This window comes from Gulosibacter sediminis (genome assembly GCF_030011715.1).
GTDB lineage: Bacteria > Actinomycetota > Actinomycetes > Actinomycetales > Microbacteriaceae > Gulosibacter > Gulosibacter sediminis.
In genome coordinates, this window is sequence record NZ_JASCYH010000015.1 from 1 (window position 1) to 22,143 (window position 22,143).

General features: G+C 68.2%; 21 protein-coding genes and 2 tRNA genes. 13 read left to right on the top strand and 10 right to left on the bottom strand.

Annotated elements, in window-relative coordinates; all coding sequences use genetic code 11:
- Positions 1–174, top strand: a 174-nt coding sequence (locus QM019_RS06730) for an integrase core domain-containing protein (protein ID WP_282852403.1), incomplete at its 5' end; no start/stop codon positions are given.
- 75 nt (positions 175–249) lie between these two features.
- Positions 250–846, top strand: a complete 597-nt coding sequence (locus tag QM019_RS06735) for a hypothetical protein (RefSeq protein WP_282852364.1) — start codon at positions 250–252, stop codon at positions 844–846.
- On the opposite strand, the gene QM019_RS06740 is transcribed toward QM019_RS06735, so the two are convergent.
- Positions 839–914: transfer RNA gene (locus QM019_RS06740), tRNA-His, on the bottom strand. The two genes, QM019_RS06735 and QM019_RS06740, sit on opposite strands and share 8 nt — an antisense overlap.
- Before the next feature lie 42 nt (positions 915–956).
- The gene (orn, locus tag QM019_RS06745; protein ID WP_282852365.1) at positions 957–1,595 is read right to left on the bottom strand and encodes an oligoribonuclease; all 639 of its coding nucleotides are present in this window, start codon (positions 1,593–1,595) and stop codon (positions 957–959) included.
- A 70-nt stretch (positions 1,596–1,665) separates the two neighbouring features.
- Here orn and QM019_RS06750 point away from each other — a divergent pair.
- Positions 1,666–1,738, top strand: a tRNA-Arg gene (locus QM019_RS06750).
- Between the two features lie 26 nt (positions 1,739–1,764).
- On the opposite strand, the gene QM019_RS06755 is transcribed toward QM019_RS06750, so the two are convergent.
- Positions 1,765–3,237, bottom strand: a complete 1,473-nt coding sequence (locus QM019_RS06755; RefSeq protein ID WP_282852366.1) for an HNH endonuclease signature motif containing protein — start codon at positions 3,235–3,237, stop codon at positions 1,765–1,767.
- Positions 3,238–3,597: 360 nt separating this feature from the next.
- Positions 3,598–4,179 (bottom strand): TetR/AcrR family transcriptional regulator, encoded by a 582-nt coding sequence (locus QM019_RS06760; RefSeq protein ID WP_282852367.1) that lies wholly within the window; start codon positions 4,177–4,179, stop codon positions 3,598–3,600.
- A 98-nt stretch (positions 4,180–4,277) separates the two neighbouring features.
- On the opposite strand from QM019_RS06760, the gene QM019_RS06765 reads away from it, so the two are divergent.
- On the top strand, positions 4,278–4,667 hold the full coding sequence (locus QM019_RS06765) for a DUF1304 domain-containing protein (protein WP_282852405.1): 390 nt from the start codon (positions 4,278–4,280) through the stop codon (positions 4,665–4,667).
- Positions 4,668–4,719: 52 nt separating this feature from the next.
- The gene (locus tag QM019_RS06770) at positions 4,720–5,742 is read left to right on the top strand and encodes an NADP-dependent oxidoreductase (RefSeq protein ID WP_282852368.1); all 1,023 of its coding nucleotides are present in this window, start codon (positions 4,720–4,722) and stop codon (positions 5,740–5,742) included.
- Between the two features lie 3 nt (positions 5,743–5,745).
- On the opposite strand, the gene QM019_RS06775 is transcribed toward QM019_RS06770, so the two are convergent.
- A complete protein-coding gene (locus QM019_RS06775) occupies positions 5,746–6,621 on the bottom strand; it encodes a transporter substrate-binding domain-containing protein (RefSeq protein WP_282852369.1) in 876 nt (291 codons plus the stop codon).
- Between the two features lie 124 nt (positions 6,622–6,745).
- On the opposite strand from QM019_RS06775, the gene QM019_RS06780 reads away from it, so the two are divergent.
- Entirely contained in the window at positions 6,746–7,753 is a 1,008-nt protein-coding gene (locus QM019_RS06780; protein ID WP_282852370.1) for an NAD-dependent epimerase/dehydratase family protein, read from the top strand.
- On the top strand, positions 7,750–8,502 hold the full coding sequence (locus QM019_RS06785) for an alpha/beta fold hydrolase (RefSeq protein WP_282852371.1): 753 nt from the start codon (positions 7,750–7,752) through the stop codon (positions 8,500–8,502). The genes QM019_RS06780 and QM019_RS06785 overlap by 4 nt, the downstream gene beginning before the upstream one ends.
- A 12-nt stretch (positions 8,503–8,514) precedes the next feature.
- Here QM019_RS06785 and QM019_RS06790 read toward each other — a convergent pair whose 3' ends face one another.
- Genes QM019_RS06790 through QM019_RS06800 form a run of 3 tightly spaced genes read right to left on the bottom strand, consistent with a single transcriptional unit; the run spans position 8,515 to position 12,552 of the window.
- Positions 8,515–10,614 (bottom strand): iron ABC transporter permease, encoded by a 2,100-nt coding sequence (locus tag QM019_RS06790; RefSeq protein ID WP_282852372.1) that lies wholly within the window; start codon positions 10,612–10,614, stop codon positions 8,515–8,517.
- A 1-nt stretch (position 10,615) separates the two neighbouring features.
- On the bottom strand, positions 10,616–11,671 hold the full coding sequence (locus tag QM019_RS06795; RefSeq protein ID WP_282852373.1) for an ABC transporter substrate-binding protein: 1,056 nt from the start codon (positions 11,669–11,671) through the stop codon (positions 10,616–10,618).
- The gene (locus QM019_RS06800; protein ID WP_282852374.1) at positions 11,668–12,552 is read right to left on the bottom strand and encodes an ABC transporter ATP-binding protein; all 885 of its coding nucleotides are present in this window, start codon (positions 12,550–12,552) and stop codon (positions 11,668–11,670) included. The genes QM019_RS06795 and QM019_RS06800 overlap by 4 nt, the downstream gene beginning before the upstream one ends.
- A gap of 102 nt (positions 12,553–12,654) precedes the next feature.
- Here QM019_RS06800 and nadE point away from each other — a divergent pair, with 102 nt between their 5' ends.
- A complete protein-coding gene (gene nadE, locus QM019_RS06805; protein WP_282852375.1) occupies positions 12,655–13,467 on the top strand; it encodes an ammonia-dependent NAD(+) synthetase in 813 nt (270 codons plus the stop codon).
- 6 nt (positions 13,468–13,473) lie between these two features.
- Here nadE and QM019_RS06810 read toward each other — a convergent pair whose 3' ends face one another.
- Positions 13,474–13,716 carry a hypothetical protein gene (locus QM019_RS06810; RefSeq protein WP_282852376.1) on the bottom strand — a complete coding sequence of 81 codons (243 nt, stop codon included), beginning with the start codon at positions 13,714–13,716 and terminating at the stop codon, positions 13,474–13,476.
- A gap of 129 nt (positions 13,717–13,845) precedes the next feature.
- Here QM019_RS06810 and msrA point away from each other — a divergent pair, with 129 nt between their 5' ends.
- Positions 13,846–14,370, top strand: coding sequence for a peptide-methionine (S)-S-oxide reductase MsrA (msrA, locus tag QM019_RS06815; protein ID WP_125106498.1), 525 nt, complete (start codon positions 13,846–13,848; stop codon positions 14,368–14,370).
- On the opposite strand, the gene QM019_RS06820 is transcribed toward msrA, so the two are convergent.
- Positions 14,351–15,283 carry a LysR family transcriptional regulator gene (locus QM019_RS06820; protein WP_282852377.1) on the bottom strand — a complete coding sequence of 311 codons (933 nt, stop codon included), beginning with the start codon at positions 15,281–15,283 and terminating at the stop codon, positions 14,351–14,353. The two genes, msrA and QM019_RS06820, sit on opposite strands and share 20 nt — an antisense overlap.
- A 193-nt stretch (positions 15,284–15,476) precedes the next feature.
- Here QM019_RS06820 and QM019_RS06825 point away from each other — a divergent pair, with 193 nt between their 5' ends.
- The 4 genes from QM019_RS06825 (at position 15,477) to QM019_RS06840 (ending at position 22,138) form a co-directional block, all read left to right on the top strand.
- Positions 15,477–19,028 carry a bifunctional proline dehydrogenase/L-glutamate gamma-semialdehyde dehydrogenase gene (locus QM019_RS06825; RefSeq protein ID WP_282852378.1) on the top strand — a complete coding sequence of 1,184 codons (3,552 nt, stop codon included), beginning with the start codon at positions 15,477–15,479 and terminating at the stop codon, positions 19,026–19,028.
- 72 nt (positions 19,029–19,100) lie between these two features.
- The gene (gene putP, locus QM019_RS06830) at positions 19,101–20,678 is read left to right on the top strand and encodes a sodium/proline symporter PutP (protein ID WP_282852379.1); all 1,578 of its coding nucleotides are present in this window, start codon (positions 19,101–19,103) and stop codon (positions 20,676–20,678) included.
- 241 nt (positions 20,679–20,919) lie between these two features.
- Positions 20,920–21,369, top strand: coding sequence for a single-stranded DNA-binding protein (locus QM019_RS06835; RefSeq protein ID WP_282852380.1), 450 nt, complete (start codon positions 20,920–20,922; stop codon positions 21,367–21,369).
- Positions 21,370–21,676: 307 nt separating this feature from the next.
- Positions 21,677–22,138, top strand: a complete 462-nt coding sequence (locus tag QM019_RS06840) for a DUF6993 domain-containing protein (protein ID WP_282852381.1) — start codon at positions 21,677–21,679, stop codon at positions 22,136–22,138.
- Positions 22,139–22,143: the final 5 nt, after the last annotated feature.

A 22,143-nucleotide genomic window follows, 5' to 3' on the forward strand; every position in this document is an offset into this window, starting at 1 on the left:
CCCTGGAGGACCGTCGAGCAGGTCGAGCTCGCGACGCTCGAATGGGTGTGGTGGTGGAACCATCAACGCCTGCACGGCGAACTCGGCATGCGCACCCCGATCGAGATCGAGGACGCGTACTACGCTGGCCTCGAATCAGGCCTCCCGGCGACCGCCGGACAGGGAAACCGATAGGAACGAAACCCAGGCCGATTCAACTCCGTGTGTGCGAGCCGGCATGGCGGCAGGGGCGACTTCCCCCAACAGGCGATGCTGATCGAGCAGGTCGAACGACTCGTCGAACGTTTCTACGCCAAGGTGCAGATAGACCCGGAGACGATCGAGGCGGTCTCGGCGATGATTAACGCCCGGTTCGACGAGATGATGGCTGAAGGCGCCGCCGAACTCACCGACCTCGCGTCCCGGAGGACCCATCGCGAAGGCGAGCAACACGAGCTGCTCCAGGCTCACTACGCAGGAGCGATCCCGCCCGACCTCCAGGACCGGATCACCGCGTCGCTGGAGACCATCGAGTACCGGATCACCGCGCACCACCGCCACTATGCCGACGCGCGGGAGAACCTCGACGACTCACAGAAGCTGCTGTCCAACGCGGCCGACATCTACGAGCATGGCGATGACGCGAACCGTCGGCTCCTCAACCTGGCGCTGTTCAAGACGATCTGCATCGACGAGGACAACGACGTGCGCGTCGGCTACCGCAACCCGTGCGACGGGCTGAGCGTCCCCGGCCTCCATGCCGACGCCCTGGGCTGGTCTGCCCAAGAAAAGAAAAAGGGCCAGGTTGGAACCCTGACCAAGGGCGGGCCCTTGGTCGAAAGGTCAAACCTGACCCATCTGGGGTGAGTAACGGGGCTTGAACCCGCGACCTCCTGGACCACAACCAAGCGCTCTACCAGCTGAGCTATACCCACCATGTCGCCGCACCGTTCGCGCGGCAACCACACGATCTTACATCACGATTCGAGCAGGGGTGAAAACTCGTCGACGATGCTTTTCGAAATCTGCTTAAGCGACTCGGTGTCGGGGCCGGGCGCCGACACGATCATGGCCTGGCGGTAGTAGCGCAACTCGCGAATCGACTCGAGGATGTCGGCCGCCGCGCGGTGGCCGCCGTGCTTCTCGGGCGACTGGAAGTAGATGCGCGGGTACCAGCGTCGGGCGAGCTCCTTCAGCGTCGACACGTCGATGTTTCGGTAGTGCAAGTAGGTGTCGAGTTCAGGCATCTGCTTCGCGAGGAACATGCGGTCGGTGCCGATGGTGTTGCCGGCCAGGGGAGCGGTGCGCTCGCCAGGCACGAACTGCTTCACGTAGTCGAGCACCCGCTGTTGCGCCTCCTCGACGGTGACTCCGTTCGGGATCTCCTCGGCGAGGCCTGACGTCTTGTGCATGTTCGTCACGAAGTCGCCCATGTTGTCCATGGCGGCCTGCGACGGCTTAATGACGACGTCGAGGCCCTTGGTATCGAGCACGTTGAGCTCGGAGTCGGTGACAAACACCGCGATTTCGCAGAGCTCGTCGACGCCGATGTCGAGCCCCGTCATTTCGCAGTCGATCCACACCATGTGGCCATTCTTGTCACTCGAGGCACTCATGCAATTCATCGTAGTTCCGTGCGGGCCGTATGCCCGTCGGATGTGCATAACTCGCTAGACTGAGATGGTTGCCTCCGTAGCTCAGCGGATAGAGCAGGAGCCTTCTAATCTCTTGGTCGCAGGTTCGATTCCTGCCGGGGGCGCAACCTGGAGACGGAGTCCCGCCACGTTAGAACGGTGCCGGGTCGTTGATCGCGTCATACTCCTGGTCGTCGACGGGTTTGAAGATGGGCCCGACTCGTGCGGGTTCGACCGTCACCCGTTCGCCGCGCGGGGTGCGCCACCGGACCCAGCCGCCGCCGAGTTGTTCGCACTCCCACGGGCGCTGATGTTTCAGGGTGTGGTGTTTTGGGCAGAGGTGTCCCAGGTTTTCGACGTCGGTTTTGCCGCCCGCGGCCCACGGTTTCGTGTGATCGAGTTCGCTTTGATGCGCGGGTCTGCGACACCCCGGAAAGAGACAGACTTGGTCCCGTGCTTGCAGGAATCTGCGCATCGAGGGGGTCGCGTTGCGCGAGTCGACGGTGAGCACGTGCCCGGTGATCGGGTCGGTCAGGATTCGTTGGAAGCACTTCGCCTTGCCCGCCATCTCGCGGGCTTCGGTCATGCTGATCGGGGTCATCCCGTTGATCGTTGCGACATCGCGCGGCGCGTCGGGGTTGAGGAGGTTGAGCACCGGGATGACGATGCTCACCGTCGCGTTCACGCGCGAGCCGCCCTTGGCCTCGTGTTCGCGCATGCTCTGCGGCGTCGTCGTGAGGAAGGTTTCGACGAACAGGTCGGCCATCAACTGGCGAACGGTGCGCGGGTCCTCAACGAACTCGGCATCGGCGGGGGAGAGGTCTTCCCCGCGTGCCTGCGCCTCGCGCACGCGACGTCGGTGTTCGTCGGCCTCGTTCACGTTCTCCTCACGCAAGGCCTTGGCTTGCTTGTTCATGAGGTCGTACACGGCGTGCGCCTGCAGTGTCGGGACGTCGGCGGTGATGCGGGACATCCCGAACTCGCGGTCCTCGATGGTCACGTGCCGGGCTTGGTACTCGTGCTCGAACGCCGCTTCAAACTCTTCCGCGCCGAATTCGGCGGCGAGTTTCCGCGCGAATGCGTCAGTCGCCGCGACGGTGGCGCCCTTCGCGAGTTCCAGCACTTTCGACGCGTATTCGTCGAGGCGTCCGTCGGGCACAATCCCGGCGTGCCGGAGGAGTGCGCGGGCGTGCCGCATCGTCACCGCCGCCTCACGCAGCGGGTCAAGCCACACCGTGAAGTCGGTACCAAGCCGGTGCGCGTCATACGCCCGGTTCAAAAGCGCGGTGTCGGACTCGTTCGTGTGGATGCCGAACTCGGCCACGATCGATCGCAGGTTCAACCGCAGCAGGTCATCGGGACTCACTATCGACGAGCGTTCCTTCAACTGCGCATAGGTGCGGTGCTCCGCGACGGCATACGCCTGCGCGAGGCCCATCATCTTCAGGTACGCGCCGGTCTGCTCGAGCTTCCCCCCGTTGAGCACCATCTCTTCGATCGCCCCGAGCGCGTCATTCAGCCCATCGTTCTCTGGTGGAGGAGTGGTGCCGTCTGGCCGGTGCTTCGGTGCACGACGAATCGGCTCATCTGAGTCAGAGCCTGGGGGAGGGGTCGTTGCGGTCATCGTGCGTCACCTCCTCGAAGGTGCGTCAATGGGAGAACCGTTGTAGCAAGCATATACGCATGCACGCATAAATGCAATAGAAATAATGTTCTATTCAAGTCGGGCGGAATGTTCGAGGTTTCGAGCATTGGCGGGAAGGTTTCTGGACTGTGTTCACTCTGGCATGAGCCACCGACATGCCCTCGGCGGTTCAGTTTCGTGGCGGATTGCCGACTGGTTTCAGTTCACCACGACCATCCGACATTGGCATGGCTATCGGGCAGCGCGCGCTAGCGCCGGGTGGGCCCTGGGCTACTGCAATATGACGACGACCCACTGTCAAGGCTGCGATCCAACCAGTTCGCAGCTGGGCCCCGCGAATTACCCCGCAGCAATCAACGCGCGCGCCGCATCCAGCGCCCGGGCCGCATCTTCGGGGCTGATCGGCACAATCGCCATCGCGGTAATGACGTGGCTGGTGCATGACTCGGCGAGCGCCTCCACTGTCGAAGAAGAAGCATCGGGCCGCGCGGCCCGCACGCCCGCGGTCATCGCCTCGCGCAGCTCCGCGGTGTAGGCCCGAATCGTCTGTGCGACCGCCTCGTCGTGGCCGATCGGCGCGCCGGCGGTGTTGACCAGCATGCATCCGTGTGTCGCTGGCAGCGAGCCAACCTGCAGTAGTGCGGCGCGAAGCCCGACAAGATACTGCTCGAGCGCATCTGCCGCGACCACATCGCCCTTCAGTGGCTGCAACCGCGGCCGGATGATCTCGTCGAGATAGCTCTCAACGGCGGCGTCGAACAGCCCGCGCTTCGAGCCAAACGCGTAGTAGATACTCGAGCGATTGAGGCCGGTGGCCTGCTCGAGCTCGGCGAGCGAGGCGTTCTCGAAGCCGTGCTGCCAGAAGACCGCGCGCGCCGCCCGAACAACCTCGGTGGTGTCAAAGGTCTGGGTGCGGCCCATGAATTCCTCCATTGCGTGAACTGACCGGTTCAGTATATTCTAAACCGGTCGGTTCAGAATGGACAGCGTCGCTCGACGCAAGGGGGAGCAGCTTCATCATAGTCATCGCAGGTCTCGTACTCGCCGGCATCGCGGCGCTCGTGCACGTCTTCATCTTCTACCTCGAGTCGATCGCCTGGACGGGCCCGCTCGCCCGCAAGACCTTCGGCACCGGCACCGCAGACGAGGCAGCCCTGCAGAAGGAACTCGCCTTCAACCAGGGCTTCTACAACCTCTTCCTCGCCATCGCGGTGATCCTCGGCATCATCTTCTACGCCGCGGGCCAGCCGGCCATCGGCGCGACGCTCGTCTTCACCGGCGCTGGCTCGATGGTCGCCGCCTCGCTCGTGCTGCTCCTTACGAGCTCCGACAAGGCCTCGGCTGCCCTCAAACAGGGCGTCATCCCGGCGCTCGGCGTGATCGCCCTCGCCATCGGCGTCGCGCTCTAGTCCGTCAACCCACCCGAAGCCACCAACCGAACCAACGGAAAGCAGCAACCGCATGCCCGCAGCCGTCAGCACCCAGGTTCAACTCGTCGCCCGACCGCAGGGATGGCCGATGCACGAGGACTTCCGCTACGTCGAGGTCGAGTACGCCGACCTCGAGCCCGGCCAGGTTCGGGTGCGCAACGAGTTCATCTCAGTCGACCCGTACATGCGCGGCCGCATGAACGACGTCAAGAGCTACACCCCGCCGTACGTGCTCGGCGAGACGATGACCGGCGGCGCGATCGGCCGCGTCGTCGAGTCGGCTTCGGATGCGCTGCCCGTCGGCACGCTCGTGCAGCACGACCTCGGCTGGCGCGACATCGCCCAGGCTGACGCCAGCGCATTCCGCGCCGTTCCCGAGCTGCCGGGTGTGCCGCACTCGGTGCGCATGGGCATCCTCGGCATGACCGGCATGACCGCCTACGTCGGCCTCACCGCGATCGCCGGCCTCAAGGAGGGCGACACCGTCTTTATCTCGGGCGCTGCCGGCGCCGTCGGCACCGCCGCGGGCCAGATCGCGCGCCTCCTCGGCGCGAAGCGCGTCATCGGCTCGGCGGGTTCGGCCGAGAAGGTCGCGCTGCTCACCGAGAAGTACGGCTACGACGCCGCCATCAACTACAAGGATGCGCCGGTGCGCGAGCAGCTGCGCGAGATCGCGCCCGAGGGCGTCGACGTCTTCTTTGACAACGTCGGCGGCGACCACCTCGAGGCGGCGCTTGACGTCATGAACGACGGTGGCCGCGTTGCGCTCTGCGGCGCGATCGCGGGCTACAACGCCGTTGATAAGCCCGCGGGCCCCGACAACATGGCGAACATCATCACGCGCGCCCTGTCACTCAAGGGCTTCACGCTCGGCAGCTACATCCACCTCGCCCCCGAATTCCAGCAGCACATGGCGGGCTGGTTCGGCGAGGGCAAGATTGCCTACGACGAGACGATCGTCGACGGCATCGACCACGCGGTCGACGCCTTCCTCGAGATGATGCGCGGCGCGAACACCGGCAAGATGCTCGTGCGCATCGACCCGGAGGCCTAAGCGCTAGTCGAGCGCCTCCTGCAACTGCTCGGCCGAGAACACCGAGTCGTCGCCGAACCAGTCGCTGACGGCCGCGTCCCAGGTGCCATCTTCATAGGTGCTCGCGAGCCACGAGTTCACTGTCGCAGCGAACTCGGCATCTTCGAGCGGCAGCATGTAGGCGAGGGTCGCGTCGGTGAGCGGGTCGTCGGCGTTGACCTCGCAGAGTTCGGGATGCTCGTGGGCGGCCCAGACGACCTCGGGCGCATCGGTGACCATGACATCGGCATCACCCGCGACGATCTGATCGAAGATCGTGTTGTTGTCGTCGTAGCGCACGATGTCGGCCTCGGGCGCGTGCTCGTCGGCGAACGCCTCGTTCGTGCCGCCCACGGGCGTGATGAGCGTGGTGTCGGGCTGGTTCACCTCCTCGAGCTCGTCGAACTCGTCCTCGCGCCCGCAGATCGTGATCGCGGCCTTGCCGCCGACGATGACGGGGTCGCTGAAGGCCACCTGCTCGGCGCGCTCGTCGGTGACGGAAATGCCGCCGACCGCGATGTCGCACGAGCTCAGGAAGGTCGACATCAGGTCAGACCACGAGGTCTTGACCCACTCCAGCTCGACGCCGAGGTCATCGGCGAGGTCTTCCATGAGCGCGACATCGATGCCCGTGCGCTCGTCGGTGTCGGGGGCGTCGTAGCTGAACGGCCGGTAGTCGCCGGTGTAGCAGGCCTGCAGCACGCCGTCGTCGAGGGCAGCCGACTCGGCCGTAGCCGGGGCGGTGGTGCCCGCATCCGGGGCGGCCGCGTCCGTCGAGGCGGCATCGCTGCCGGACTGGCAGCCGGTGAGCGCGAGCGCCGCGATTGCGACCGGCACGAGGTACAAACGTGGCTTCTTCATGCGTGTCTCCTTCGTCACGTAGTGCCGCCGACCCTAGCAATCGACACTTGTCGGCCCGGATGCGCCGCCTCCGCCGAGCGCGAACGGCCACCCCGCGTTTGGGCGCGGCTGCGAGGCTGGAGCCATGAAGCTGCTCCTGCTCGGTGGCACCGCCTGGCTCGGCCACGCGGTTGCCGAAGCCGCCCTCCGCGAAGCCCACGACGTCACCTGCCTCGCGCGCGGCAGCGCCCCGGCACCGGAGGGCGCGCGCTTCGTCCGCGCCGACCGTGACGCCGCCGGCGCCCTGCACGAAGTCAGCCAAGAGCGCTGGGATGCCGTGGTCGACCTCGCGAGCGAGCCCGGCCAGGTGCGCCGCGCCGTGCGCGACCTCGAGCCGGTGGCAGCGAAGTATGTCTTCGTCTCGAGCTGCAGCGTGTACGCGAGCCACGCGACGATCGGCGCGGACGAGTCGACCGAGCTGCTGCCGCCGCTCGAAGCCGACTCGATGGCGGGCATGGAGCAGTACGGCGAGGCGAAGTCCGCCTGCGAGAATGCCGTGCTCGATGCCTTCGGCGAGCAGCGCGCCGCGATCGTGCGCTCCGGGCTCATCGGCGGCCCCGGCGACCCGACGGGACGCACGAGCTACTGGGTGCGCCGCTTTGCCGCCCCCTCGAATGAGCAGGAACAGGTACTCGCGCCCGACGCCCCCGAGCTCCCGACTGCGATCATCGACGAGCGCGACCTCGCCGACTTCATCGTCGCCCTCGCGACCGGCGGCGCGACCGGCGCGTTCAATGCGCTTGGCGACGCGCATCCGCTGCCGGCCCACCTCGACGCCGCCCGGGCCGCCGCCGAGAGCTCGGCCGAGGTCGTACCCGCACCCGAAACCTGGCTCCACAAGTGCGAGGTCACGCAGTGGATGGGCCCGCGCTCGCTGCCGCTGTGGTTCGCCGCCCGCGACTGGTACGGCATGAACGCCCGCTCCACCGAACGTGCCCGCGCGGCCGGCCTCACGCTTCGCCCGCTCGCCGAAACGCTTGGCGACTCGCTGCGCCACGAACTTGAGCACGGCATCCCGAACCCCCACGGCGCGGGCCTCACCGACGCCGAAGAGCGCGAGCTGCTCGCCGAGCTCGCGAGGGCACAGCAGTGACGCGCATCGCCATCAACGGCAACGACCTCTATGACGAGGTCGAGGGCGACGGCTCGCCGGTCGTGCTGCTGCACGGCGGCTACTGCTCGCTCGAATCGATGCGGGCGCAACAGACCGCGCTGGCCGCATCGCATCGCGTCCACGCCTACGAACGCCCCGGTCACGGCCGCACCGCCGACCTCGAGGGCGAGTACGACTACGAGCAGATGTACGCCGAGCTCGTCGCGTACCTCGACGCGCACGACCTCGAGCATCCGCACCTCGTCGGCTACAGCGATGGCGCGATTCTCGGTTTGCTGCTCGCGATGCGGCAGCCCGAGCGGCTGCGCTCGCTCGTGGCGATCAGCCCGAATCTCGACCCGACGGCGTTCCAGCCCGACGCCGGGCCGATCCCGGCGCTCGCGCCGCTTGAGGGCGAACCCGAGCGCGTCGAGGTCGAGCGCGAGATCTACGAGCGCCTCACGCCCGACGGCCCCGAGCACCACGACATCGTGCTCGACAAGCTGCTGCGGCTGTGGGGGAGGGAGCCGAACCTCACGACGGCCGACCTCGCGGGCATTCGCACGCGCACCCTGATCATGGGTGCCGACCGCGACGCCGTGCGGCCCGACCACGTGCTCTCGGTGGCCGCGGGCATCCCTCGCGCCCAACTCGCGATCGTGCCGGGCACCAGCCATTGGATCGTGACCGACAAGCCCGAGCTCGTGACGCGCCTCATCGTCGAATTTCTCGATGAGGTCGAGGCGTAGCCCCGGGCTCGTCTAGCTGCGCGAACTGCGCAGTAGCCACACGAAGTACGGGGCGCCGATGATCGCGATCATCAGGCCAGCGGGCAGCTGCGACGGCGCGATCAGCGTGCGGCCGAGCGTGTCGGCGATGCAGACGAGCAGGCCACCGAGCAGCATCGATACCGGAATCACCCGCGAGTGGCGGGCCCCGACGAGCGCCCGTGCGAGGTGCGGGGCGATGAGCCCGACGAAGCCGATGACGCCGACCGCGACGACGCTCACCGCCGCGAGCACCGCCGCGATCGCGAGCACGATGAACCGGGTGCGGTCGAGCTTCACGCCGAGCACGCGCGGGGTGTCCTCGTCGACGGCGAGCAGGTCGAGCTCGCGTCGATGGTGCAGCAGCAGCGGCACGGCGAGCACGAGCGCAATCGCGACCGGCGCGATGTCCTCGAGCGAGCGGCCGTAGGTCGTGCCCGACAGCCACGTGAAGATGCGCGGGGTGTCGTAGGGGTTCGCGCGCAGCAGCAGGAACGTGCTGATCGCGCTCAACCCCGTGCCGCAGCCGATGCCGACGAGCACGAAGCGGTCGGGCAGCAGTCCGCCGCGCCAGGCGAGCACCGAAATGAGGCCGAAGGTGAGCAGCCCCATGATGACGGCCGCCGCGATGAGCGGCGCGCGGCCGGCGATGCCCGAGGTGACGATGAACACGGCACCGAGCCCCGCGCCGGCGGTGATGCCGAGCAGGCCGGGTTCGGCGAGCGGGTTGCGCACCGTCGACTGCACGACGGTGCCCGCGAGGGCGAGCGCCATGCCCGCGAGCACGGCGGCGCCGACGCGGGGCAATCGTTCGTCGAAGGCACGGTCGATGAGGCTCGGGGCGCTGCCCTGCAGCCAGAGCGCCAGGTCGCCCGCCTTGAACCAGATGCTGCCGGCGAGCAGGCCGACGAACGCGGCGAAGATGAGGGCCGCCGCGGCGATGACCCACACCGAGGTGAATCGGCGCGCGGTGCGCAGGCCGTGGTTCGCCTGCGGGGGCTGGCGCACGGGGCCCGAGTCGCGCAGGCGCATCGCGAGCACGACGATGAGCACGGCGCCGAGCAGCGCGGTGGGAACGCCGGTGGGAATCGAGGCGGCCGACTCGGCGCCGAGGATGGCGCGCAGGACGGCATCGGCGAGAATGACGATGAAGGCGCCGATGAGGCCGGATGCGGGCAGCCGCAGCGCGTGCAGGCTCAGGCCGCGCACCTTGGTCGCGAGCAGCCGCGTGAGCACCGGTGCGCCGAGGCCGACGAAGGCGATGGGGCCGGCGACGGTGACGGCCGTGCTCGACAGCAGCACGGCCAGGACGATGGCGATGAGCATGGTCGGGCGCAGCGGCACGCCGAGCGAGGCGGCAGCGTCGTCGCCGAGGCCGAGCACGTCGAGGCGGCGGCTCAGCAGCATGGCCGCGACGAGCACGACCAGGATGATCGGCAGCGCGCGCAGCGAGGCGTCGGCGTTGAGCTGCGCGAGCGAGCCCGACCCCCAGGCGAACAGGCCGAGGGTCGACTCCTTGAAGAGGATGAGCAGCATGCCCGTGATGGCGTCGAACGCCATCGCGAGGGCCGAGCCGGCGAGGATGAGCCGGGTCGTGGAGGTGCCCGAGGAGCGGCCCGCGAGGAGCAAGACGATCGCGGCCGCCGAGATGCCGCCGATGAACGCGACGCCGGTCGAGGCCCAGATCGGCACAGAGAGGCCGAACGCCGCAACCGCGGTGAGTGCGAGATGCGCGCCCGAGGTGACCGCGAGGGTGTCGGGCGAGGCAAGCACGTTGCGCGTGATCGACTGCAGCAGCAGGCCGCCGACGCCGAGCGCGAGGCCGACCGCGATGCCCGCGAGGAGGCGGGGCAGGCGCGAGCCGGCGAAGATGTCGCCGATCGGCACGCCGCCGACCGTGTCTTCGGCGCCGCCGAAATATGCGAGCAGATCGCCGAGCCCGACGCCCGAGGTGCCCTGGGTGAGGTGCCAGCCGGCGACGAGCGCGACGGCGACGATGAGCCCGGCGATCGTGACGAGGGCGTCGGGAATGCCCCCGGGAGCGGGCCGACGTGCGGCGCGCTCCCGGGGTGCGGTTTCGAGGGTGGCGGTCAAGCTACGAGAGGATGTCGACGTAGCCGTCGATCGCCTGCATGTTCGAGCGGGGGCCGCCGGCGCCCCAGACGTTCGGCGGGAACGCGTAGGCGCGGTCCTCCTGCACTGCTGGCAGCGACTGCCAGACCTCGTTCTTCTGCAGTTCGGTCGCGGAGTTCTCTTCGCTGCCGTCGTTCGCGTAGATGATCATGGCGTCACCGATCGCGGTGAGCGATTCGACGTCGATCTGCGAGAGGCCATAGGCGTCGTTGACGCCGCCGTCGCCGTACTCGGCGTCGAGCTCCGAGGTCCACACCGGGGTCAGGCCGAGGTCGGCGCCGAGCTCGGTCATGAGCGCGCCCTCGCCGTAGGCGCGAATCGAGAGGTTGCCGCTCTCGAGCCAGCCGTCGATGTAGAGGAACTTCTGACCCTCGAGGTCGGCGTCGGCGAGGGTCTCCTTCGCGGCGGCAAGGTGCGCGTCGTACTCGTCGAGCACCTGGTCGCCCCAGTCGCTGCGGCCGAGCGCCTCGGCGATGGTCGAGAACACCGTCTTCATGTTGTCGATCTGGCCGGCGCTGTCGGCGCCCACGGTCGCGAGCACCGGCACGTCGCCCTCTTCGAGCAGCTGGAGCTGCTCGTCGTCGGCGCTGAACGCCTCGACGATGATGAGGTCGGGGTCGAGCGCGTAGATCGAGTCGAGGTCGGGCTCGCCTCGCTGGCCGACGTCGGCGGTGCCCTCGGGCAGCTCCTCGGCGCTCACCCAGGTGCTGTAGCCCTCGGGGTCGGCCACGCCAACGGGGTTGACGCAGAGGCTCAGCACATCTTCGACGTCCTGCCACTCGAGCACGACGACGCGCTCGGCGGGCTTGTCGAGCTCGACCGTGCGGCCGAGCTGGTCGGTGAGGCTGACGGGGTCGGTCGACGTGGTCGTCGTGTCGCCGGCGCAGGTCGCCGAAACGTCGGCGGCCGCGTCATCGGTGGCGGGCGTTTCGACGTCGGTGGTGCCGCAGCCGACGAGCGCCACGGCGGCGATGCTAGCCGTCGCGGTCAGAGCGGCGAGCCGCGAAGTGCGGGTCATGACAGGTGCTCACTTTCGTAGGGGATCGCGACGCGGGTGTCCGCGCCGTCGTCTGGCGTCGGGTGCGCGCGCCGACCCACGGGGTCGATGCGCAGGCGCTTCGCGGCCGGGTCGAACCCCACCTCGACGTCGATTTCGTAGACCTCTCGGATGTTCTCGGCGGTGAGCACATCGAGGGGCGCCCCGGCGGCGTGGATACGCCCGGAATGCATGAGGATGAGGGTGTCGGCGATCGAGGCCGCCTGGTCGAGATCGTGCAACACGATGCCGACGGCGGCGCCCTTGAGCTCAACGAGGTCGCGCACGACCTCGAGGGTCTCGAACTGGTAGCGCAGGTCGAGGTGGTTCGTCGGCTCGTCGAGCAGCACGACGCCGGTGTCCTGGGCGAGGCAGACCGCGAGCCAGACGCGCTGCAGCTCGCCGCCCGAGAGCTCGCCGGCGGTGCGGTCGGCCATCGATTCGATGCCCGTCACCTGCATCGCCGACTCGATCGCCTCGCGGTCGGCGGGGGCCAGGCCGCTGAAGCGGCGGCGGTAGGGGTGCCGCCCGAACGCGACGACCTCGCGCACCGGGATGCCCTGCGGCGCCTGGCGCGACTGCGAGAAGAGGGTCACGAGCTGCGCGAATTCGCGTGGGTTGAAGACCCGGGTCGCGGTCGGCGTCGCCTCGGCACTCGTGGCATCGACGAGGTCAACGGTGCCCGAGCTGAGCGGATGCAGCCGGGCGATCGAGCGCAGCACCGTCGACTTGCCGCTGCCGTTCGGGCCGACGAGCGCGGTGACGCGCCCCGGCGTGAGGTCGAGCGACACCTCGTGAACTACTTCGGTGCCGCCGTATCGCAGGACGAGATTGTTGGCGTGCAGCGAGTGAGGTTCTGACATGACTCGTTCTCGTGGGGGAGGCGGCAAGGATTCCAGGTAGGTAAGCCTAGCCTAAGTTAAATATTTCGCGTCAACTGTCGCGCATCGTGCAAAACTAGTCGCATGCGAGAGGCACAGGCAGCGATCATCGAAGCACTCGACGTGAAAGCGCAGATCGACCCCGGCGCGGAGGTCGAGGCGCGCGTCGCCTTCTTGCACGACTACGCCGTCGCCACCGGCAGCCATGGCTTCGTGCTCGGCATCTCGGGCGGCCAGGATTCGAGCCTCGCCGGCCGCCTCGCGCAGCTCGCAGTAGAGCGGCTGCGCGCCGGGGGCCACGACGCACGGTTCACCGCCGTGCGCCTGCCGTACGGCGTGCAGGCCGATGAAGCGGATGCGCAGCTCGCGCTCGAGTTCATCCAGGCCGACGACGCGGTGACGTTTAACATCAAGCCCGCGGTTGACGGCCTCGACGAGGGTTCCGAGGGCCTTACCTTCGCCGACTTCACCCGCGGCAACTCGAAGGCGCGCACCCGCATGGTCGCGCAGTACGCGATCGCCGCCGAGCGTCGCGCGCTCGTCATTGGCACCGACCACGCCGCTGAGGCCGTCACCGGCTTCTTCACGAAGTTTGGCGACGGCGCCTGCGACCTCACGCCGCTCACCGGTCTCACGAAGGGGCAGGGGCGACAGCTGCTCGAGCACCTCGGCGCGCCCGAGCGCCTCTATCTCAAGCAGCCCACGGCCGACCTCCTCGACGGCACGCCCGGTCGCGCCGATGAAGACGAACTCGGCCTCAGCTACGCCGACATCGACACCTACCTCACCGGCGGCGAGGTGGCCGACGAAGTCGCCGAGAAACTCGAGAGCTACTTCACCCGCACGCGTCACAAGCGCACCGTGCCGGTGACGCCCTTCGATACCTGGTGGCGCTAGCCCCGGCTACATGCGGCGCAGTGCGTCGAACGCCTCGTCAACGTCGTCGAACATGCCGAGGTCGAAGAAACTGCGCCGGTCGGCGGTCATGCGCATGACCGCGACCTCGTCGCCGCGTTGCTCGAGATAGCCGACGATGGCGCCGGCGGGCTGCGACACGCGCCAGCGAGTCTCGGTGAGTTGGTGGATGCGCAGGCCCGCGCGCTCGCGGACGAGGTCGGTGGTTCGGGGCAGGAGGGTGATGGTCATCGTGATTCCTTCCGCAAAGGCGCCTGTGGCGCCGCGTGCTGCGTACTCGCACGCTAAGCCGAGCCTCCGACATGGCGTCGAACCCGCCGCACTTGGCGGCCGCGCAGCAACGGCGCCTAGCATTGACGCATGACTACGACGTACGTTCTTGCGGGTGGATGCTTCTGGTGCCTCGATGCGGTGTACCGCAACGTCAAGGGTGTTGACGACGTCATCTCCGGCTACATCGGTGGCACGGTCGAGCACCCGAACTACGAGCTCGTCTGCACCGGCAGCACCGGCCATGCCGAGGCGGTCAAGGTGGTGTTCGACGAGTCGGTGATTCCCGGCGACGTCATCCTCGACATGTTCTTCACGCTGCACGACCCGCGCCAGCTCAACCGTCAGGGCAACGACATCGGCACGCAGTACCGCTCAGCGATGTTCCCGAGTGACGAAGACCAGTGGGAGCTCTTCGAGGCCGCCGTCGAGCGCGCGAATGAGATGTGGGGCGGCGGTGTCGTCACCTCGCTCGAGGACGCCGATGTGTTCTACGACGCCGAGGACTACCACCAGGACTTTTTCGCGAAGAACCCGGGCCAGGGCTACTGTCTCGCGGTCGCCGTGCCCAAGGTGAACAAGGTGCGCGCCGGCTTTACGGAGTGGATGAAGTAAGCCGCGCCGCCTCGGCCTCGCGCACGACGACGTCGAGCGCGTCGCGCACGGCCGAGATCGCAGGGTGCCCCCGACTCGCTTCCCGCGCCGCCGTGAACAGCGTGCGCTTCGGCGCGCCCTCGATCTCGAGCAGGCGCACCCGTGGCGTCGAGATGTGCACGAGCGACGGCAGCAGCGCGACGGCGTTGCCAGTTTCGATGAGTCGCACGTGTGCCTGGAGATCGGCAGTCTCGAACCGCACATCCGGCTCGAACCCCGCGATCCGACACGCCTGCTCGGCCCAGTGCCGGGTGGCGGCGTCCTGCGGCTCCATCACCCAGGGCAGCCCGGCCGTGTCGGCGATCGACTCGACCGCATCAAACTCGGCGACGCCACTGCCGCGCGGCGGCACGGCGAGCTGGATGCGGTCGGTCGTCAGCGGCATGCGGTCGAGCCCAGGGATGTGCCGGGTCGCGTGATGCGGGTACTGCTCGGCGACGACGAGGTCGAAGCTGCGGGCCCAGGTCTCGCTCAGCGCCGCGCCGGGCTCGTACTGCACGAGCTCGACGCGCAGGTGCGGCGCTGTCTCGCGCAGGTGGCGGAGCGCGGAGGGAAAGAGCGCGAGCACCGCGGTCTGAAACGAGGCGACGCGAATCGTGCCGGTGATCTCGTCGCCAGCGGAGTGGAGCATCGCTTCGGCGCGCTCGAGGCCGTTGAGGAGGCCCTCGACCTCGCGCACGAGTGACAAGCCTGCGGCCGTGAACTCGAGCCGCCGGCCCGACTTGCGCAGCAGCGGCACACCGGCCTCGCGTTCGAGCAGCGCGAGCTGCTGCGAGACTGCCGACGGTGTGTAGCGGAGTGCGTCGGCGACGGCCGCGACGGTGCCGCGGGTGCTGAGCTCCCAGAGCAGGCGCAGGCGCTTCATCTCGAGCAAGGTCGACTCCAGTCAAATACGGTAGAAAAACTGCACCGTAATCGGTACAAGTCGTTACTTTACGTCAAGGTTTCTCGGCGGCACACTTGAGTCAATCCCGGCGACCGCGGGCCAAAGATGGTTTGACGCGACGCCCCATTCATCGAGCCGTGCTCGATCTGTCGGAAGGCCGATTGTGCTGTCGCACCCCAACGTGACCCGTGAAGTTCGCCCGCAAGACCTCGCTGACGAGGTGATCGCCCTCGTGCGGCGCTGGCTCGATGAATCGGCGAATCAGCCCGTCGACGCCGCGGCCGAGCGACTCGCCGGTGTGCTCCGCGACGAAAACGGCCTCGACTTCACCGTCGGCTTCGTCGACGGCGTCGTGCGCCCCGAAGACCTTTCGGCGGCCGCCGCCAACCTCGCCAAGCTCACGCCGATCACCCCGAAGTTCCTCGCTGCACCCCTGCGCGGCGCCATCGGGCTCGGCGGCGCGGCCGGCAAGGTGCTGCCCGGCGTGGTCGTGCCGATCGCGCGCACGGTGCTGCGCCAAATGGTTCGCCACCTCATCATCGACGCAACCGACGAGAAGCTCGGCCCCGCCATCGCGAAGATCAAGCGCGACGACGTCCGCCTCAACATCAACCTGCTTGGCGAGGCCATCCTCGGCGACAACGAGGCCCAGCGCCGCCTCGAGGGTACCCACCGACTGCTCGACCGCGACGACGTCGACTACGTGTCGATCAAGGTGTCGGCGACCGTCGCGCCGCACAACCACTGGTCGTTCGACGAAGCCGTCGACCACATCGAATCGCAGCTCGTGCCGTTGTTCGCGAAGGCCGCTGCCGCGACGCCGCGGAAGTTCATCAACCTCGACATGGAGGAGTACAAGGACCTCGACCTGACCATGGCGGTGTTCATGCGCATCCTCGACCGCCCGGAGTTCCGCAACCTCGAGGCTGGCATCGTGCTGCAGGCCTACCTGCCCGATGCGCTCGGCGCAATGATGCGGCTGCAGGAGTGGTCCGCCGAGCGCGTCGCGCTCGGCGGGGCGCCGGTCAAAGTGCGTGTCGTCAAGGGCGCGAACCTGCCGATGGAGCACGTCGATGCGATGGTCCACGGCTGGCCGCAGGCCACCTGGTCGACGAAGCGCGGCAGCGACACGAGCTACAAGGCTGTGCTCGACTACGCACTGCGACCCGAACACGTGCGGCACGTGCGCGTCGGCGTCGCCGGCCACAACCTCTTCGACGTCGCGCTCGCCTGGCTGCTCGCGAAGGCGCGCGGCGCCGAGACGGGCGTTGAGTTCGAGATGCTGCTCGGCATGGCGACCGGGCAGGCCGAGGTCATCAAGAGCGAGGTCGGTTCGCTGCTGCTCTACACGCCGGTGGTGCACCCGAACGAGTTCGACGTCGCCATCGCCTACCTCATTCGCCGACTCGAAGAGGGCGCGAGCCACGAGAACTTCATGTCAGCAGTGTTCGAGCTGCACGACTCGCCCACGCTGTTCGACCGCGAACGCGGTCGCTTCCTCGCCTCGCTCGCCGAGCTCGAGACCATCACCGGCGACGGCTCGGAGGAGCACTACGCGGTGCCGCTACCGAATCGGCGCCAGGACCGCCGCGAGTTCGACGAGGCCGGCCTTGAGGCGCGCGTCGCCGAGTGGACGACCGGCGGCATCGACGGCTTCCACAACACCCCCGACACCGACCCCGACCTCCCAGGCAACCGCGCGTGGGGCCGCGGCATCGCCGAGCGAATGGTCGCGTCGCAGCTCGGTGTCGAGCTCGCCGGCAGCTCGCGCATCGCCGATGAGGCTGCACTCGACGAGGTCATCGCCCGCGGCGTCGACGCCCAGCAGGCCTGGCAAGACCTTGGCGTCGAGGAGCGCACGCGCATCCTTCACCGCGCCGGCGAACGTCTTGAGGCCCGTCGCGCGGAGTTGCTCGAAGCGATGGGCTCGGAGTGCGGCAAGACGCTCGACCAGGGCGACCCCGAGGTGAGCGAGGCGATCGACTTCGCCCACTACTACGCGAGCCTCGGGCAGGCGCTCGAGCAGGTCGACGGCGCGAACTACGCGCCGAAGCGCCTCATCGCCGTGATTCCGCCGTGGAACTTCCCCACCGCGATCCCGGCCGGCGGCACCCTCGCGGCGCTCGCCGCGGGCGCATCCGTCATCTTCAAGCCCGCCTCAGCGGCCGCCCGCACCGGTGCGGTCATGGTCGAGGCGCTCTGGGAGGCCGGGGTGCCGCGCGAGGTGCTGCAGTACGTGCAGTTCGCCGACCGCGGGCTCTCGTCGAAGCTCGTCGCCGACGAGCGGGTCGACCGCGTGATCCTCACCGGCGCCTACGAGACCGCCGTGCAGATGCGCAAACTGCGCCCCGCGCTGCCGATCCTCGCCGAGACAAGCGGCAAGAACGCGATCATCGTCACGCCGCACGCGGATCTCGACCTCGCGGTCAAGGATGTCGTGAACTCGGCCTTCGGCCACGCGGGCCAGAAGTGCTCGGCCGCGTCGCTCGTCGTGCTCGTCGGCTCGGTGGCGAAGTCGAAGCGCTTCCGCCGCCAGCTGCTCGACGCGGTGAACTCGCTCAAGGTCGGCACCCCCGACCGCCTCGAGAGCCAGATGGGCCCGATCATCGCGGCGCCCGGCGGCAAGCTGCTGCGCGGCCTCACGACGCTCGGCGAGGGTGAGTCGTGGCTCGTCGAGCCGAAGCCCGTCGAACACGCGGGCCCGCTCGCGAGCGACGCCGACGGCAACGTCAAGCTCTGGACCCCGGGTGTGCGCGAGGGCGTGCGCCGCGGTTCCGAATATCACCTCACCGAGTACTTCGGCCCGATCCTCGGCATCATGACCGCCGACACCATCGACGAGGCGATCGACATCGTCAACGAGATCGACTACGGCCTCACCTCGGGCCTGCACTCGCTCGACCGTGGCGACCTCGCGACCTGGCTCGAGCGCACCGAGGCCGGAAACCTTTACATCAACCGCGGCATCACGGGCGCGATCGTGCGCCGCCAATCGTTCGGTGGCTGGAAGAAGTCGGCGATCGGCCCCGGCACGAAGGCCGGTGGCCCGAACTACCTGCACGCGCTGGGCGAGTGGGCGGATGCGCCGGTCACGGCCGCGCCCGCAGCTCCCCGTCCGCGCGTGGCCGAGCTGCTCGACTCGGCGGAGCGCGCTGGCGTCGCGGGTAGCGACCTCGAGTGGCTGCGCGACGCCGCGAGCTCCGACGCCCACGCGTGGAACGACGAGTTCGGCATCGCCCGCGACGCGTCGCAGCTCGGCGTCGAGCGCAACCTACTGCGCTACCGCCCCGTGCCCGTCACGGTGCGCATCGCAGCCGACGCCCAGCTGCGCGACGCCGTGCGCGTGCTCGCGGCCGCACTCGCCGCCGAGTCGGCGCCGACGGTCTCGACCGCCACCGCGTTGCCCGCCGGAATCGCCGAGCAGCTGCGCGGCCTCGGCGCCACCGTCGTGGTCGAGGACGACGACATCTGGTGTGGCCGAGTCGCGCGCCTCGCCGCGCAGGACGGGCCGCACGCGGGGGCGCGCATCCGCCTCGTCGCCGGTGCCTCGCACCCCTCCGAACTCGCCGCGATCATCGAGGCGAGCGCCGGCAAGCCCGACATTGCCGTGTACTCGGGTGACGTCGTTCGCGCCGGGCGGGTCGAAATGCTGCCACACTTGCGTGAGCAGGCGGTCTCCATCACCGCCCATCGTTTCGGCACACCGAACCATCTGTCGGAGGGGCTCATTTAGTCTCCGACGGCCTATCGTCCGACTATCCTGGCCGCGTCGCGGCCGCCCAATAGAGAGAGAAAGGTGACAACGGTGTCTGACCAGGTGTACCTCTATATCGCACTCGGAATCTATTTCGTCGCCATGCTGCTGATCGGCTACCTCGCGTTCCGCCGAACCAGCGACCACGAGGACTACATGCTCGGAGGGCGCGGCCTGCCCCCGTGGGTGGCGGCGCTGAGCGCCGGCGCCTCCGACATGTCGGGCTGGCTCATCATGGGCCTGCCCGGCGCGATCTTCGTGAGCGGCCTGCTCGAAAGCTGGATTGCGATCGGCCTGCTGATTGGCTCGTACCTCAACTGGCGCCTCGTCGCACCGCGACTGCGCGCCTACACCGAGGTCTCGCGCAACTCGATCACGATCCCGAGCTTCTTCGAGAACCGCACGCGCGACCGCACGCGACTGCTGCGCACGGTCTCGAGCATCATCATCCTCGTGTTCTTCACGCTCTACGCGTCGAGCGGCATGGTTGCCGGTGGCAAGTTCTTTGAGTCGGCGTTCGGCGGTGACTACACGCTCGGCATGATCCTCGTCGTGGTCGTCACGCTCGCGTACACGCTGTTCGGTGGCTTCCTTGGCGCCTCGATGACCGACGTCGTGCAGGGCCTCATGATGGTCATCGCCCTCATCGTCGTGCCGATCGTCGCGCTGTTCACGATCGGTAACTTCCAAGAGACAACGACGCTCATCACCGAGAACAACCCCGTCGCGCTCTCACTGTTCGGCGACGGCTCGCTCTCGACGGTCGCGGTCGTCATGTTCATCCTCTCGGGCCTCGCGTGGGGCCTCGGCTACTTCGGCCAGCCGCACATCATCGTGCGCTTCATGGCGCTGCGCTCGCCGCAGGAGGCAGCTTCGGCCCGCCGCATCGGCACGAGCTGGCAGTTCCTCTCGCTCTTGGGCGCCGTGGTGAGCGGTCTCGTCGGTATCGCGTACTTCGCGAAGTTCGGCGACGGCCCCTCCGACCCCGAGACGGTCGTGCTGCTGCTCTCGCAGGTGCTGCTGCACCCGCTCGTCGCGGGCCTCGTGCTCGCTGCCGTGCTCGCGGCGATCATGAGCACCCTGTCGAGCCAGCTCATCGTCTGCTCGTCGGCGCTCGTCGAGGACACGTACCGTGCGCTCAAGAAGACCCCGCCGAGCCAGAAGAATCTGCTCTGGTTGGGTCGCGCCGGCGTGCTCGTCATCGCGATCATCGCGGGCGTGCTCGCGATCAGCCCGAACGACTCGATCCTCGGCCTCGTCAGCTTCGCGTGGGCCGGCTTCGGCGCCGCCTTCGGTCCGATCGTGCTGCTCAGCCTCTACTGGCGCAAGCTCACGAACTGGGGCGCGCTCGCGGGCATGGTCGTCGGCGCGGTAACCGTGTTCGTCTACAAGGCGATCGACTCGGCGCTCGGCATCGGCCTCTACGAGCTCCTGCCGGCGTTCATCCTCGCGCTCGCCGCGGCGATGATCGTCAGCGTCGCGGCGCCGAAGCCGAACGAGGAGATCGAGCGGGAGTTCACTGAGACGGGCGCGATCGTCGCCATTCGCGGCCGCAAGGAGGCCGCGGATGCGGCTGCTGCGCGGGTCGAGGCACGTCGCGTCGCGGCCGAAGAGGCGAGCGGCCAGTAGGCCTCCGGTGCCTTCGCGGTGCGTGCCCGGCGAGCAGCTCACGTCGCCGAAACCCGCAGGTCGCGTTCAGCCGGCTCCGCAACCGGGCGAGCTGTGGATGCGTGGTTTTCCACCGCGCAACGCCCGGTAACTGCGGCGGTCGGCGCGGCCCCGCAAGCTGTGGGGGCGTCCCGGCGCGGAACCACCACCTCGCACGGCACCTCCGCGCCGGGCCGCGCACACTCTCGAACGAAGGAGCATCATGACCGACCACATCACCCTCACCGGCACCATCGGCACCGAACCCGAGCTCCGTAAAGTCGGCGCCGGCAACGCGATCGACCGCCTCACTTTCCGCCTTGCGAGCTCCGAGCGCCGCCAGAAGCGCGATGGTGAGTGGGAGGACGTGCACACGAATTGGTACTCGGTTACCGCGTTCGGCAAGCTCGCGAACAACGCCAGCGAGGTGCTCGACAAGGGTCAGCGCGTCATCCTCACTGGAAAGCAGCGCGTGACGACCTTCGAGCGCTCCGACGGCTCGACCGGCAACGGCATCGAAGTCATTGCCTCGCACATCGGTCGCGACCTCGCCTATGCGCAACGGCCGAAGCCGCAGCAGATCGAGACCCCCTCGGCGAGCGAGCCCGAGTCTGTAACGGCGCCGCCTGCGTGGGCAGGTCTTACCGACGCGGTGGTCGAGCCGACGTTCTGAGCCAGTAGTGGCGCTGCATTCTTGCTGGCCGGGCTGGAGGCGGGCCAAGTTTGGTGGCAGGTACCTCCGCAACCCGCGCGAGGCGACACCGCCAACAGAAAGTACGCGCCACCACCACGTCCGACACGGCGCTGACGTCCGCTCCAGACCAACTGCTGAAGCGGTGGCAGGACGCACCGTGACCTGCTTCAGCTGGGCCGAGCAGTCAGCGGCTCAACGGAGGGACCGGCCATGCCGCTCCAGTAGTGTGGGTTCGTCATGGCCGCCTCTCGGCCATCGCCTCTAGAGAGTCGTTGAAAGGATGCGAGTGCGCACGTCTCGGACGCCCGGCCCGTTCCGCCTGCTTGTGACCGCGGCGGCAGCGATCGCCCTCCTCGCGGGTTGTGCCGGCAACGCCGACCCCGAACCCAATGAGACGCAGGCGACGCAGACCGCCGAGCCAACGTTTGACCCGAACGGGGGAGCCGAGGCGAACAAGGCCTTCTTCGATGCGACGCTGAAGGGCATGCTCGCCGACAACGACAAGGCGAGCTCGCACGATTTCGTCGACACCCTCGTCGACGCGGGCTTCGACAAGTCACAGATGGAGGTCACGTTCGACAAGACCACCATCGACCTCGACACTGACTACATCATCGTGTCGGTCAAGATGCCCGACGACCAGTGCCTCATCGGGCAGCGCGGCAGCAAGGGGTACGCCTCGATGGTTGCCGAGCCCATGAGCACTGGCAAGTGCCTCATCGGTAAGACCCAAGACATCGACTGGTAAGTAGA

What these genes read in the sequence shown, in the direction of transcription:
- QM019_RS06795 (WP_282852373.1), bottom strand. Translation starts at nt 11,671, where the DNA reads ATGACCCGCACTTCGCGGCTCGCCGCTCTGACCGCGACGGCTAGCATC.
- QM019_RS06755 (WP_282852366.1), bottom strand. Translation starts at nt 3,237, where the DNA reads ATGACCGCAACGACCCCTCCCCCAGGCTCTGACTCAGATGAGCCGATT.
- QM019_RS06835 (WP_282852380.1), top strand. Translation starts at nt 20,920, where the DNA reads ATGACCGACCACATCACCCTCACCGGCACCATCGGCACCGAACCCGAG.
- nadE (WP_282852375.1), top strand. Translation starts at nt 12,655, where the DNA reads ATGCGAGAGGCACAGGCAGCGATCATCGAAGCACTCGACGTGAAAGCG.
- orn (WP_282852365.1), bottom strand. Translation starts at nt 1,595, where the DNA reads ATGAGTGCCTCGAGTGACAAGAATGGCCACATGGTGTGGATCGACTGC.
- QM019_RS06800 (WP_282852374.1), bottom strand. Translation starts at nt 12,552, where the DNA reads ATGTCAGAACCTCACTCGCTGCACGCCAACAATCTCGTCCTGCGATAC.
- QM019_RS06770 (WP_282852368.1), top strand. Translation starts at nt 4,720, where the DNA reads ATGCCCGCAGCCGTCAGCACCCAGGTTCAACTCGTCGCCCGACCGCAG.
- QM019_RS06780 (WP_282852370.1), top strand. Translation starts at nt 6,746, where the DNA reads ATGAAGCTGCTCCTGCTCGGTGGCACCGCCTGGCTCGGCCACGCGGTT.
- msrA (WP_125106498.1), top strand. Translation starts at nt 13,846, where the DNA reads ATGACTACGACGTACGTTCTTGCGGGTGGATGCTTCTGGTGCCTCGAT.
- QM019_RS06810 (WP_282852376.1), bottom strand. Translation starts at nt 13,716, where the DNA reads ATGACCATCACCCTCCTGCCCCGAACCACCGACCTCGTCCGCGAGCGC.
- QM019_RS06760 (WP_282852367.1), bottom strand. Translation starts at nt 4,179, where the DNA reads ATGGGCCGCACCCAGACCTTTGACACCACCGAGGTTGTTCGGGCGGCG.
- QM019_RS06735 (WP_282852364.1), top strand. Translation starts at nt 250, where the DNA reads ATGCTGATCGAGCAGGTCGAACGACTCGTCGAACGTTTCTACGCCAAG.
- QM019_RS06775 (WP_282852369.1), bottom strand. Translation starts at nt 6,621, where the DNA reads ATGAAGAAGCCACGTTTGTACCTCGTGCCGGTCGCAATCGCGGCGCTC.